We start from the raw sequence: 13,774 nt of genomic DNA on the forward strand, positions 1-13,774 counted from the left end.
TTTTTTCCTTTAATAAACAAATTCATAAAATAAATCAATATGATCGCTTAACGCCATTAGATTCGCCAATGAAACAATGTATTTATAAGCCACGCTTTTTTGCTCCACGACGATAGAAGAAAGCGTGTTCCTCGCATCAATGACTTGAGCGTTCGTGCTTAAGCCTTGTAAAAAAGCCTGCTCTTGGAGTTTTAAATTTTCCTTGGCTAATTCCACGCTAGAAAGCAAGCTTTTGTATTCTTTCAAATAAGAAAGCGTCTCTTTATAAGTCTTATTCACTAATAATTCCATGTTTTTTTTAGCCTGGATTTGTTCGCTATTGACCTGTAATTCCGCTAATTTGCTCGCTTGGTATTTTTGAATGCGCCCTGTGGGGGAAAGGATAGGCATACGCCCAGCCACGCCCACAAACCAACTAGGGATCATGTCTTCAAACACCGAATTGTTTTGTTTCATGATATAAGAGCCAAAAAAACTCACTTGGGGCAAGAATTTAGCGATCTGTAGTTTCGTGTTTTCTTTAGAAATTTGAATCTGATTTTCTAAAGTCTTTAAAACCGGGTAGGAATTGAGCGTGGAAGCAACAAAAAAGCTCAAATCGGGCAGATTTTTCTCCGTGTGGATCTCTAATTTGCTTGAAGGCGCTAAATCGTCTTTGCTAGACAAAATAGAATTGAACGAGAGCTGCGAAACTTCCAACACGTCTTTAGCCTTAACGCTAGCGATATGGGCCTTATCATAAGCCACTTGAGCGCCTAAGGTTTCTACCCTAGCGATTTGCCCTACTTTTTGCATTTTCAAAGCGTTTTGGAAATGCTTATAATGGCCTTTTTCCACCTCTTCTAAAGTTTCAGCCACTTCTGCGTTTAACACCATGCCGTAATACACGCTCACAAGCTCTTGAAAAGTGGAAAGCTTTTTCAAGCGATACACTTCATTAGCGTCTTTTTGCATCAAATCCGCAATGCGCACCATCGTGAATCTTGCCCCACCCATATAAAGGGGATAAATAATGCTCAAAGCCCCAATCACCACATTTTGCTTAGAAAACAATAAGGGGGCTTCTAAAGTGCTGCTCAAAGCCCCAAAACCTTGCATCACTCCTTGCATGCCCGCCTGGATTTGAGGGGTTAATACTTGAGGGGGGATATTTTGCTGGATGTTTTGCAAGCCTTGATGGATCTGGTTGGTGGCTTTTTGCACGCCCGGTTGTTTTTGGCTGGCAAAATCCATTTTAATGGGGTTAGAGAGATACACATAAAAAGCGCTCAAATCAATTTGAGGCAAAAAAGAAAGCTTAGCTGCTAATTTCATTTTACTCGCTCGCTTAATGGCGTATTCTTGTGCATGCAAGCCTTCATGGTTGGATAACACCCTATTCCATGCGTTTTTTAAAGAAAGTTTTTGAGCGTTAGGATTATTCAAAGGCAGGCTGTCTTCAGCCAAATTCAAAGAAGAAGGCTCGGTTTGAGAAATCCCATCAACAGCGTTCAAAGAGCTATTGAACAATAAGCCCAATACAAAGAGGGTTGTTTTTTTCATGCTTCATTTTCTCCCTGATCTTGTTTAACCGCTTTCAAGCGTTTTATCCTAGCCCCATCCACGCTTAAGACTTCAAAAGCATACCCATGCGAAACGATTGTATCCCCCTCTATAGGCATGCGCTCTAACAAGCTGAAAACATACCCCCCAAGCGTTACCTGCTCGCATTCTTTGTCAAATTGGATATGAAGCACTTCTTCTACGCTTTCTAAATCCAGCATGCCCTCTAATTCAAACACGCCTTCTTCAAGCTTGTTCACGCCCTCTTGTTTCAAATCGTATTCGTCGCTAATCTCTCCCATGATTTCTTCAATAATATCTTCCATAGTGAGCAACCCGGCCGTGCCGCCGTATTCATCAATCACCAAAGCGGTATGGATTTGCTCTTTTTTCATTTTAATAAGGATTTGAGAAATGGAAGCGCTCTCAGGGACGATGATCATTTTCCTAACGATTTGCTTGAAATCATGCATTTTAGGGGTAAAAATAGAGCGAGAAAGCAAGTCCCTAATATGCACCATGCCGATAATGTTATCCTTAGAACCCTTACAATAAGGATAGCGCGTGAAGCGGCTTTTTAAAACAATGTCTATATTTTCTTCATAGCTGTTTTCTTCGTCCAAACACACCATGTCTTTTCGTGGGGTCATGATTTCTTTAGCGCTCGTGTCAGAAAAATCCACCGCGTTTTTAATGATTTCCCCCTCCACCGAATCAATAATGCCCTCTCTCAAACTCTCGCCCACAATGATTTTTAACTCTTCTTCAGAATGCGTGCCGTCATGCTCTTTAGGATTGATGCCCACTTTTTTTAAAAAGAAATGAGCGATCACATCAAACAAGCGCACCACCGGATAAAACACCACCCAAAACACATGCAAAGGGCGCGCGGCAAAAAGAGCGGCTTTTTCAGATTTAGCGATCGCTAAAGATTTAGGCACAATCTCGCCCAACACGACATGCAAAAAAGTGATGCTTAAAAACGCTATGACCACGCTCATTGAATGGATAAAAATAGGATTTTCTCTCAAATCCATAGACTCAAACAGCGCGGCTAACAATTTTGCGATAGCGGGCTCACCCACCCAGCCTAAAGCTAATGAAGAAAGGGTGATGCCTAACTGCGTGGCGCTCAAATAAGTGTCTAGTCTTTGACTCATCTTTAAAGCGAGTTTAGCGTTGGAATTACCGATTTTAACCAACTCTTCTAAGCGGGTTTTACGCACTTTCACAAGGGCAAACTCTGAAAGCACAAAAAAAGCGTTCAACAGCACCAATAAAAAAGCAACCATCAACATCAAAATCGATTCAGACGGATCCAAATAAGCTCCTTGATTCCTCCCCATGATTTAAACCTAAAACCTAACGATAAATATAAAATATATAAAATCTTAGAATTTTAACATAAAAGATTAAGCCTAACTTTAAAAATCAAGCCTTCAAAAACCATAGAAATACTTTTCTATAAAACCAAGAGCCACAAACAGAAGCGCGCCTAAAAGCGCAGAAACCGGCACGGTTACCAACCAAGCGGTAACAATCTTTTTTAAAATGGAGCGTTTGATCACCTCTTCTTTATACACTTTTTTAAGCGACTTTTTTTCTTTCTTTTTCAATTCCAAAGCAATAGCGGTATTCTTGCTTTTTTTCAAGCTCTCTAGCATGAGCGATTTTTCTTTCAAATTGGCTTTATCAAAGCGCTCTAAAAAACCTTCAATTTCTTCTAAATCTTCCCCAAAGTGCGCCGCTACAATGTTGTCTCTGATCCTAGCAAAACGCCTTCTGGATTGCTCTCTTAAGCGCTCTCTTAAAAAGCCCACCCCAAACACCGCGCCCACCACAATATGCGTAGAGCTTACCGGTAAGCCTAATTGAGAGGCTAAAAGCACGGTGATGACTGCAGAAAGCGCGATGCAAAAAGCTTGCATTTTGTCTAATTCTGTGATTTCAGACCCCACCGTTTTAATGAGCTTTGGCCCATACAAACTCAAGCCTAAAGCGATCCCAGCTGCCCCTACTACCATGATCCACAACGGCACAGAGTTTAAAGTACTCCCTATAGGGCTATTTGCATCTTCTAAAGTTTGACTGATTGCGGCTAGTGGGCCAATAGCGTTAGCCACATCATTAGCCCCATGCGCAAAGCTTAAAAGCGCGGCGGCAAAAATCAAAGGGATATTAAAAAGCTCATTAATGCTTTCATGGCTATTTTCTAATTGCGGGGCTTTCTTTAACACAAATCTTTTAAAAAGAATAAAGATTAAAAGTGCAAGGATACAACCGCAAGCGAGCTGGATTTCAAAACCCACCGCATAAAGGCGTTTTAAAACCTTAACCATCAAATACCAACTGAATGTTAAGCTCATCAACGCTACCAAATAAGGCACGACCTTTAAAGCCGCGCTCTTTTTATCTTCTTTATAAGCGATAGTCTTTTTAATGAGCATTAAAAAAAACATGGCTATCAAAGCCCCCATTAAAGGCGAGATTACCCAACTAGCCACAATGCCTGATAAGAAATGCCAATTAATAGCAGACATTCCAGCTGCTGCCATTCCAGCCCCCATAATCCCCCCCACTACAGAGTGTGAAGTGGAAACGGGAGCACCAATTAAAGTCGCTACATGCAACCACAACGCCCCACTCAAAAGGCTAGCCAACATGACATTGATGAAAACATGCGCATCATTAATAAATTCAGGCGAAACGATACGGCCCTTAATCGTAGAAACCACTTCCCCCCCAGCAATGATCGCTCCTAGCATTTCACAAACCGCAGCAATCAAAATCGCCCCACCCATGCTAATGGCTTTAGAGCCTACGGCAGGGCCGACATTATTAGACACATCGTTCGCGCCAATATTCATCGCCATATACCCCCCAATCACGGCCGCAAAGATGAGCAACAATCCATTAGAATTAGCCTGCCCAAAAATGAGAGCGAGCAAAGCAGCACCGGTGAGGAACAAAAGAGCGAGAGCGATCTTTAAAGTGTCTTTTTGGAGTTTTTTAGAAGCTTTTTCAAACTCTTTGATGTTTTTAATTTCCATACCGTCATCAAAACCTTATTCTAATAGTGGCTCTATTCTATCCAATTAGCCCTTGAGCCACTCTTAAAAAGCGTTGTTTGATAAAAATGGCTCATTATATGGTATCTTAAAGTAAAATTTTAAAAATAAGGTTTTTAAAAATGATAGAATTTAGCGATGAAGATTTACAAAAACCGGTGCGTATTGTAATAGAAAAGATCCGCCCTTACTTGCTCAAAGATGGCGGTAATATTGAAGTGCTAGGGGTGAAAAGCATGAAAATTTATGTAGCTTTAGAGGGAGCGTGTAAGACTTGCTCTAGCAGTAAAATCACTTTAAAAAATGTCATTGAAAGGCAGCTTAAAATGGACATTCACCCCAATTTAGAAGTGGTGTGCTTAGAAAACGCTAAGGAGTTTGATAAGCTTTAAGGGTTATAGGCATGCAAAAGTTTGATTATGAATTTAAAAAGCGCGCGTTGATTAAAGATGGCTTTTTAGCGTTCAAGCAAGCCCATTACGCTGAAGCGTTACGCCTTTTTTCTGAAGTTTTGTTTTTGGATAAAGACAACCAAAAAGCCAAAGTGGGGGCGTTATTAAGCGACATCGCTAAGGATTTCCCTAAAGAAGCCCATAGCTTTTATGAATTGTATCAAAGCTTGATCGCTATGCAAAAACGAAGCTTAAAAAACCAGGCTGAAGAGCAAATCATCAATTTGATCGCTTCTTTTGATGAGGGATTGAACCAAATGACTGAAAAGATTGATGCACAAATTTCTCAAAAAGGCGAGGAGTTGAACGGCATTTTGTATGCGGATTTCAAACGCTTGAGCTTGGAGCGCGGCTTTAAGGAGGCGTTTGAAGATTTGATGTTCAGCTCTAGGGTGATTTTTGACAATAAAGAGGATTTTTATGAATTTTTGAAAGAATTGAACCACTATGGCTATTACGAATTAGCGGTAAATTACATTGAAAACATGCATGAAGATTCTTTTATTTACGATGAATTTTTGCGCTCTCTTTTAGAAGACGCTCTCAAATCCAATAAGGCTTAAAGAATGAAGCTTAAAAAAACCCTGACTTATCAAAACCGCGCCTATTCTTTTTTAAGCGATAACACGAATGAAGTTTTAGAAAACCCTGAAGAAATCCTTTTTGTCAAAACGCCTTTAAACGAAAAATACTCTCCTTTAATTGCAGAAAAAAACCTGGCTATTTTGGATTTTAACGAGCTTAAAAACTACTTTGATTTTAAGATTAAGATTGTAGGGATTACTGGCACTAATGGTAAAACGACCACAGCGAGCTTGATGTATTCCTTGCTCTTAGATTTGAATAAAAAGACCGCTCTTTTAGGCACAAGAGGGTTTTTTATCAACGATGAACGCATCAAAGAAAAGGGCTTGACCACGCCCACTCTTTTAGAGCTTTATAGCGATTTAGAAGAAGCGATTCGTTTAAAATGCGAATACTTTATCATGGAGGTGAGCTCCCATGCGATCGTCCAAAAGCGCATCGCTGGGCTTGATTTTGCCCTTAAAGTTCTCACCAATATCACAAGCGATCATTTAGATTTCCACCAAAATATAGAAAATTACAGGGACGCTAAAAACAGCTTTTTTAAAGATGAGGGCTTGAAAGTGATTAACAGAGATGAAACAAACGCCCTTTTTAACCCCATTAACGCGTGCACTTACGCGCTGGATAAAAAAGCGCATTTGAACGTTCAAGCCTTTTCGCTCAACCCATCCATTAGCGCGTCTTTATGCTACCAACAAGACTTAAGAGATCCTAATCTTAAAGAAACCGCCCTGATACATTCCCCCCTTTTAGGGCGTTACAACCTTTATAATATTTTAGCGGGCGTTTTAGGGGTCAAATTGCTCACTCAATTGCCTTTAGAAGCGATCGCGCCGTTATTGGAAAACTTTTATGGGGTTAAGGGGCGTTTGGAAATTGTGCATTCTAAACCTTTAGTGGTTGTGGATTTTGCCCACACAACAGACGGCATGCAACAAGTTTTTGAAAGCTTTAAAAACCAAAAAATCACCGCTCTTTTTGGGGCAGGGGGCGATAGGGATAAAACCAAGCGCCCTAAAATGGGAGCGATAGCGAGTTGTTATGCGCATCAAATCATCTTAACTTCAGACAACCCTAGAAGCGAAAACGAAGAAGACATCATTAAGGATATTTTAAAAGGCATCAATGATTCTTCTAAAGTCATTGTAGAAAAAGACCGAAAAAAAGCCATTTTAAACGCTTTAGAAAATTTAAAAGACGATGAGGTGTTGTTGATTTTAGGCAAGGGCGATGAAAACACTCAAGTCTTTAAAGACAAAACGATTTTTTTTAGCGACCAGGAAGTCGTTAAAGATTATTATCTCAATTTAAAACAAGGATAAACATGCAAGAATTCAGTTTGTGGTGCGATTTTATAGAAAGGGATTTTTTAGAAAACGACTTTTTAAAGCTCATCAATAAGGGGGCTATTTGCGGGGCGACGAGTAACCCTAGTTTGTTTTGTGAAGCGATCACAAAAAGCGCGTTTTATCAAGATGAAATCGCTAAACTCAAAGGCCAAAAAGCTAAAGAAATTTATGAAACTCTGGCGCTAAAGGATATTTTACAGGCTTCTAGCGCGTTAATGCCTTTGTATGAAAAAGACCCTAACAACGGTTACATTAGCCTAGAAATTGACCCCTTTTTAGAAGACGATGCCATTAAAAGCATTGATGAAGCCAAGCGGTTATTCAAAGCATTAAACCGCCCTAATGTGATGATTAAAGTCCCGGCGAGTGAGAGCGGTCTTGAAGTCATTAGCGTTTTAACTAAAGCCTCTATCCCCATTAATGTAACTTTAGTCTTTTCGCCTAAAATTGCCGGTAAAATCGCTCAAATCTTAGCCAAAGAAGCGCGAAAGAGAGCGGTCATTAGCGTGTTTGTCTCACGATTTGACAAAGAAATAGACCCTTTGGTGCCAAAAAACTTGCAAGCTCAAAGCGGGATTATCAACGCTACCGAGTGCTATTACCAAATCAACCAGCATGCTAATACGCTAATAAGCACCCTTTTTGCATCCACCGGCGTTAAATCCAATTCTTTAGCTAAAGATTATTACATTAAAGCGTTGTGTTTTAAAAACTCTATCAATACAGCCCCCCTAGAGGCTTTAAACGCTTATTTGCTTGCCCCAAACACCGAGTATCAAACCCCTTTAAAAAGTGCAGAAATTGAAGCGTTTAAAAAAGAATTAAAAGCGCACAACATTGATTTAGAAAACACCGCTCAAAAACTCCTTAAAGAAGGCTTGATAGCGTTCAAACAATCCTTTGAAAAGCTTTTAAGCAGTTTTTGATTTTTAAGGGTTTTTTGGATAGAATAAGCCCTTATTTTATTTTAAAAGGATTGACATGTTAGAAGGCGTTATTAGAGAGAGTATTACTAAAGCTAACGCTAAAGCTTTAAAAAAAGATGGCTATCTAATCGCAAATGTTTATGGAAAGGGCATTGAAAATGTGAATGGCGCGTTCAAATTAAACCCTTTCATTAAATACCTTAAGGAAAAAAAGCATTTGATTTTTCCGGTGAAATTAGGGGATAAGACTTTTGAAGTCGTGGTTCAAGAATACCAAAAAAACCCTGTTACTAACGAACTTATCCATGTGGATTTACTCGCTGTTACTAAAGGCGTGAAGTCTAAGTTTAAAGTCCCCGTTAAACACCAAGGCACTCCAGTGGGCTTGAAAAATAAAGGGATTTTAATGCTCTCTAAAAAGCGTATCAGCGTGGAATGCGCTCCAGAGCATTTACCCGATCACTATTTAGTGGATGTGGCCCCTTTAGATGTGAATGAGTCTATTTTGGTGCGCGATTTAGAAAAACATGAGAATGTTAAGATTTTAGATCATGATTCTATCGCTGTGATCGGTGTGATTAAAGCGAAGTGATTTCAGGTGATGACGCTTTTAGTGGGTTTAGGCAACCCTACTTTGCGTTACGCCCATACCAGACACAACACTGGTTTTGATATTTTAGATTCGCTCGTTAGCGAATTGGATCTTTCTTTCACTTTTTCTCCCAAACACAACGCTTATTTGTGCGTTTATAAGGATTTTATCTTACTCAAGCCCCAAACTTACATGAATTTGAGCGGCGAGAGCGTTTTAAGCGCTAAAAATTTTTACAAAACTGAAGAGCTTTTAATTGTCCATGACGACTTGGATTTACCTTTAGGCGTTGTGAGGTTTAAAAAGGGTGGGGGGAATGGGGGGCATAATGGCTTAAAGTCCATTGATTTATTGTGTTCGAATTCTTATTACCGCTTGAGGGTAGGGATTTCTAAAGGGATTGGCGTGATTGAGCATGTGCTTTCAAAATTCCACAAAAACGAAGAGCCTTTAAAAAACGCTGTGTTTGAACATGCCAAAAACGCCCTAAAATTTTTTATAGAAAGCCATGATTTTAACGCCATGCAAAATCGTTTCACGCTTAAAAAACCTTTAATCATAGAAAGTTAAGGGTTTAAAGTGCGTTTGTTTAGATTTGTGGGGTGGTATTATTTCAAATACTTTTTAATCGTGCTTTTAGCTTTAGAATTGTTTTTTGTAGGCATTGACAGCCTGAAATACGCCGATAAAATGCCCGATTCTGCGAACATGATCATTTTATTTTTCACCTATGATATTTTATTCGCCCTCAATTACACCTTGCCCATTTCCTTGCTTTTGGCGATGGTTTTATTTTATATCGCCTTCATTAAATCCAACCAATACACCGCCCTGCTCTCCATTGGCTTTTCCAAATGCCAGATTTTAAGCCCTATTTTTTTGATTAGCTTGTTTTTCACGGCTGTTTATGTGGGGTTGAATGCGACTCCTTTTGTGTATATGGAAGAAAAAACGCAAAATTTAATCTATAAAGACAATTCTTTGAGCGTCTCAGAGCATTTGTTAGTGAAATATAACGATGATTACGTGTATTTTGATAAGATTAATCCCTTATTGCAAAAAGCCCAAAATATCAAGGTTTTTCGCCTAAAAGATAAGACTTTGGAATCTTACGCTGAAGCTAAAGAAGCTTTTTTTGAAGACAAATATTGGATTTTGCATGACACTACTATCTATGAGATGCCCTTAAGTTTTGAACTGGGCGCAAACGCTTTAAGCACCACGCGTTTAGAAACCTTTAAAACGCTCAAAAATTTCCGCCCTAAAGTTTTAGACACCATTTATCAAAACAAGCCTGCGGTTTCTATCACAGACGCTCTTTTGTCCTTGCATGCTTTAGTGCGCCAAAACGCGGACACGAAAAAAGTGCGCTCGTTTTTGTATGTGTTTGCGATTTTGCCCTTTTTTGTGCCGTTTTTAAGCGTTTTAATCGCTTATTTTTCGCCCAGTCTCGCCCGCTATGAAAACCTGGCTCTTTTAGGGCTAAAGTTTATCATTATCACGCTCGTTGTTTGGGGGCTATTCTTTGCTTTAGGGAAGTTCAGCATTTCAGGGATACTCATTCCTGAAATAGGCGTGCTATCGCCCTTTTTCGTATTTCTAGCCCTCAGTCTTTGGTATTTTAAAAAGCTTAATAAGAGATTGTGATTTTTAAAATCTTATATGTTACTAAGTGGTTTTATTCCCTTAGTTTAAAGGTGGCTAGTGGAAAGATTTAATCTAAAAAACCGCCGGTATATCGGCTCAAAAACCAAGCTTATAGAGTGGGTATTTGGGAATTTAAAATTAAATAATATCAAAAGCGTGTGCGATATTTTTGCCGGAAGTGGGGTAGTGGCTGGTCAATTTGCCACTATTCCTAACATTAAAAACATTATTATAAATGATATTTTATTTTCTAATGAAATCATTTATCATGCTTTTTTTAGGGGGCAAGACGCTGATTTTAAAGCACTTGAAGAACTGAAAGAATATTATACTCAAGCTTTAAAGCTAGAAGAAAATTATTTTAGCCAACATTTTGGCGGCAAATTTTTCAGCTATAAAGATTGTGTCAAAATCGGTAGCATTAGAGAGCATATAGAAAGCTTGAACTTAGATAAATTAAATAAAGATATTTTATTAACAAGCCTGATTTATTCAATGGATAAGATAGCTAACACGGTGGGGCATTATGAAGCTTATAGGAAAAAAGAGATTTTGCAAGATAGATTTATTTTTGAGCTTATTAGCCCTATAAAACATGATAAAAACATCATGATAGAGAGAAAAAACGCTAACGAATTGGCTAAAACCTTAAAAATAGACTTAGTCTTTATTGACCCTCCATACAATTCAAGGCAATACAGCCGGTTTTATCATCTCTATGAAAACCTAGTGCAGTGGAAAAAACCCAAACTCTATGGAACAGCTTTAAAGCCATCATGCGAGAACATGAGCGAATATTGTCGCTCTAATGCCAAGAAAGAATTGAGCGATTTGATTGAAAAACTAGATTGTAAAAGGATTGCTTTAACTTATAATAATACCTATAATTCTAAGTCTAGCTCTTCGCAAAATAAAATAGGCTTTAAAGATTTAGTGGAAATTTTAAGCCAAAAAGGAAAATTAAGCGTTAAAGAAAAGGCTCATAGTTTTTTTAATTCAGGAAAAACTGATTTTAAAGAGCACAAAGAATTTTTATTTATAGTGGAAGTGAAACCTTGAAAAAAGGTATTCGTTCTCCCTTTTTTTATGTAGGGGACAAATATAAACTCATGCCACAACTCAATAAGCTATTCCCGAATAACATTAATCAATTTATTGAGCCTTTTGTGGGTGGGGGTAGCGTGTTTTTAAACACTAAGGCTAAAAGATACTTAGCTAACGACATAGATACCAATATTATCAATTTACATAAAACTTTAAGCAAGTTCAATACTTGTGAGCTTTTTGATGAATTGTCTAAAATCATCATTCATTATGGCTTGTCTTTCTCTTTTAAGGGGATTACGGCCCCTGATGAATTAAAAAAACAATATATAAAAACTTACTACGCCAAATACAATAAAATAGCTTATGAAAAACTAAGGGCTGATTTTAACTCCAATCAAAACAACATGCTCTATTTGTATTTACTTTTAATTTATGGGTTTAATCACATGATTAGATTTAATTCTAAAGGGCTTTTTAATTTACCTGTAGGTAATGTGGATTTTAATGAAAATGTTTATAATGCCCTAAAAAACTACATAGATTTTATACAGCAAAACACCATTATTTTTCACAATGATGATTATATTGATTTCCTTAACCACACCACTTATTTAAAAGATGATTATGTTTATTTTGACCCCCCTTATTTAATCTCAAATAGTGAATACAACAAGTTATGGGATAGCGATAATGAGATAGCCTTATATGGTGTTTTAGATAGCCTAGATAAAAAGGGAGTTTTATTTGGTATAACCAATCTTGTTTATCACAAGGGAGAGACTAATTTTATTTTAAAAGAATGGGCTAAAAAATATTATATTTTTAATATCAAAAGTAATTATATCAGTTATAATGACAATACTATTAAAGAAGATAGTCAAGAAATCTTTGTAACTAATTATAGGTAATTATTATGACTAAAAAACCGGCACGAAAAATTTTAAGCTTTTCAACCACTATGCGAAACCCTAAAAGAATAGGACAATTTTTAGCTGTTTTAGGAAAGTTTGAAAATCAAATCCTTAAATATTCAACAATCATGCAAATTATCAAATCCGTTTTGGCTCATAGGCTTTATAGACCTACTTCTCTCAATCAAAATAAAGAATTGAAAGAAAAATTTGACTCCAATGAATATGTCTTTAGCGATGAAGAATTAGAACGCATTATAGAAATATCCCCACAGCAACATAAAGAAATGGGCTTTGAGCATGGATGGGAAAGTCGGTTTGACACTTGGTATAAGCTTATGTGTGAGTTTGGTTTTTGCTACTATGCAAAATATGAGAAAATACTCATCAGCGATAGCGCTAAGATGCTTATTCTTGCTTATTACGATAAAGAAAACGATGCTTTTAAAGAAAGCGTTGATGAAAGCGTAGTTGGGGCTATATTTTTAAACGCTCTGTCTAAATATGAAGTAGGAAACCCTTATAAAAAGAACTTAAACCATAACAACCCCTTCAAACTATTGCTCTCGCTTTTAAAACGACTCAAAAATGCCCATCTAACCCCCCTATCTGTCAAAGAAATCCCTATTTTACTTTGTTGGAAAGATGATAACGCCAATGGGCTTTATGACTACATTATTCATTTAAGACAAGAAATCGTTACTATCAATAAAACAGAATTCAGCTACTCATATGAATTTATCTATGAAAAATGCCTAAAACTTTTAGAAAGTGTTAATAAAATACGATTTAAAATAAGCCAAATCACTAGCGAAGCCGTTGATGAATACATTAGAAAAATGCGTATTACAGGACTTATTTCATTGCGTGGTAATGGTAGGTTTATTGATATTAATACTAATGAAAGTAATAAAATAGATTACATTTTACAAACTCATAAGGCTTTTAAAGGGGATTATTTAAACGACACTCAAGCTAACAAACTCGCCTTTTTTAACTACATGGCGATCGTGGATAGCTTTCTTGTTAATATTGCTCCAATCAGTGCTGATGAGAGCGTTAAATCAAGCAAATTGAATGAACTAGCAACCACTTATACTAAAGATTTTATCAAGCAAGAATTACTCATTACTTGTAACAAGCAAGAATCAAAAGATAGTTTTTTAAGACTTATTGATAAACCTTTACGCTTAGAATTTTTAAGCGCTATTTTCTTGAAACAACATTTTGAAAATTTAAGCGTGATACCCAATTATAAAAGCGATGATGAAGGCTTGCCCGTATACACAGCAAGCGGTAACAAACCTGATATTGTAGCTATGGACACAAAAGCCCAAAGTTATATAGAAGTGAGCTTGATTAGAGATAGAAGTCAAAGTACCTTGGAAATGATACCTATTGCCAGACATTTAAAAGAATTGATTAAAAATAGCGCTGATATTAGAGAAAAATTTAGTGTTTTTGTGGCTCCAAATATCCATGATGATGCCAAAGAATATGCGGGATTTGCCCAATTCAAAGACAATATTAACATACGCTGTTATGCCATTAATGATTTTATCAAAAAAGTAGAAAACAGCACAGAGTTATTGCAACTCAATGACAACCCTAAAGCTTGACAAATCAAGCTTTCAAATCTAAACTATAATCCT

13 protein-coding genes are annotated in these 13,774 nt (G+C 37.3%); 10 read left to right on the forward strand and 3 right to left on the reverse strand.

Features of this window, described 5'->3' with window-relative positions:
* Positions 1–9: 9 nt before the first annotated feature.
* The 3 genes from H7N69_RS00255 to H7N69_RS00265 all read right to left on the reverse strand — a co-directional run bounded on the left by H7N69_RS00255 (position 10) and on the right by H7N69_RS00265 (position 4,592).
* Positions 10–1,542: a TolC family protein gene (locus H7N69_RS00255; protein WP_187884298.1), complete on the reverse strand. Its 1,533-nt coding sequence runs from the start codon at positions 1,540–1,542 to the stop codon at positions 10–12.
* Entirely contained in the window at positions 1,539–2,888 is a 1,350-nt protein-coding gene (locus tag H7N69_RS00260) for a hemolysin family protein (protein WP_187884300.1), read from the reverse strand. The genes H7N69_RS00255 and H7N69_RS00260 overlap by 4 nt, the downstream gene beginning before the upstream one ends.
* A 93-nt stretch (positions 2,889–2,981) precedes the next feature.
* The gene (locus tag H7N69_RS00265; RefSeq protein ID WP_187884302.1) at positions 2,982–4,592 is read right to left on the reverse strand and encodes an inorganic phosphate transporter; all 1,611 of its coding nucleotides are present in this window, start codon (positions 4,590–4,592) and stop codon (positions 2,982–2,984) included.
* A gap of 140 nt (positions 4,593–4,732) precedes the next feature.
* Between H7N69_RS00265 and H7N69_RS00270 the strand changes: the two genes are divergently transcribed.
* Genes H7N69_RS00270 through H7N69_RS00315 form a run of 10 tightly spaced genes read left to right on the forward strand, consistent with a single transcriptional unit; the run spans position 4,733 to position 13,741 of the window.
* Positions 4,733–5,002 carry a NifU family protein gene (locus H7N69_RS00270; protein WP_000569296.1) on the forward strand — a complete coding sequence of 90 codons (270 nt, stop codon included), beginning with the start codon at positions 4,733–4,735 and terminating at the stop codon, positions 5,000–5,002.
* A gap of 11 nt (positions 5,003–5,013) precedes the next feature.
* Entirely contained in the window at positions 5,014–5,625 is a 612-nt protein-coding gene (locus H7N69_RS00275; RefSeq protein ID WP_120885224.1) for a histidine kinase, read from the forward strand.
* A 3-nt stretch (positions 5,626–5,628) separates the two neighbouring features.
* Positions 5,629–6,972, forward strand: coding sequence for a UDP-N-acetylmuramoyl-L-alanyl-D-glutamate--2,6-diaminopimelate ligase (locus H7N69_RS00280; RefSeq protein WP_187884304.1), 1,344 nt, complete (start codon positions 5,629–5,631; stop codon positions 6,970–6,972).
* 2 nt (positions 6,973–6,974) lie between these two features.
* Entirely contained in the window at positions 6,975–7,925 is a 951-nt protein-coding gene (tal, locus tag H7N69_RS00285; RefSeq protein ID WP_187884306.1) for a transaldolase, read from the forward strand.
* A gap of 55 nt (positions 7,926–7,980) precedes the next feature.
* Positions 7,981–8,517 carry a 50S ribosomal protein L25/general stress protein Ctc gene (locus tag H7N69_RS00290; protein ID WP_000889333.1) on the forward strand — a complete coding sequence of 179 codons (537 nt, stop codon included), beginning with the start codon at positions 7,981–7,983 and terminating at the stop codon, positions 8,515–8,517.
* A 9-nt stretch (positions 8,518–8,526) separates the two neighbouring features.
* Positions 8,527–9,087: an aminoacyl-tRNA hydrolase gene (gene pth / locus H7N69_RS00295; RefSeq protein ID WP_187884308.1), complete on the forward strand. Its 561-nt coding sequence runs from the start codon at positions 8,527–8,529 to the stop codon at positions 9,085–9,087.
* Between the two features lie 9 nt (positions 9,088–9,096).
* Positions 9,097–10,164: an LptF/LptG family permease gene (locus tag H7N69_RS00300; RefSeq protein WP_120998207.1), complete on the forward strand. Its 1,068-nt coding sequence runs from the start codon at positions 9,097–9,099 to the stop codon at positions 10,162–10,164.
* A 57-nt stretch (positions 10,165–10,221) separates the two neighbouring features.
* Positions 10,222–11,223: a DNA adenine methylase gene (locus H7N69_RS00305; protein ID WP_187884310.1), complete on the forward strand. Its 1,002-nt coding sequence runs from the start codon at positions 10,222–10,224 to the stop codon at positions 11,221–11,223.
* A gap of 50 nt (positions 11,224–11,273) precedes the next feature.
* Positions 11,274–12,119, forward strand: a complete 846-nt coding sequence (locus H7N69_RS00310; RefSeq protein ID WP_231223667.1) for a Dam family site-specific DNA-(adenine-N6)-methyltransferase — start codon at positions 11,274–11,276, stop codon at positions 12,117–12,119.
* Positions 12,120–12,124: 5 nt separating this feature from the next.
* Entirely contained in the window at positions 12,125–13,741 is a 1,617-nt protein-coding gene (locus H7N69_RS00315) for an AlwI family type II restriction endonuclease (RefSeq protein WP_187884312.1), read from the forward strand.
* Positions 13,742–13,774 lie beyond the last annotated feature (33 nt).

Origin of the sequence: Helicobacter pylori, from assembly GCF_014497725.1 — a bacterium.
GTDB lineage: Bacteria > Campylobacterota > Campylobacteria > Campylobacterales > Helicobacteraceae > Helicobacter > Helicobacter pylori_DE.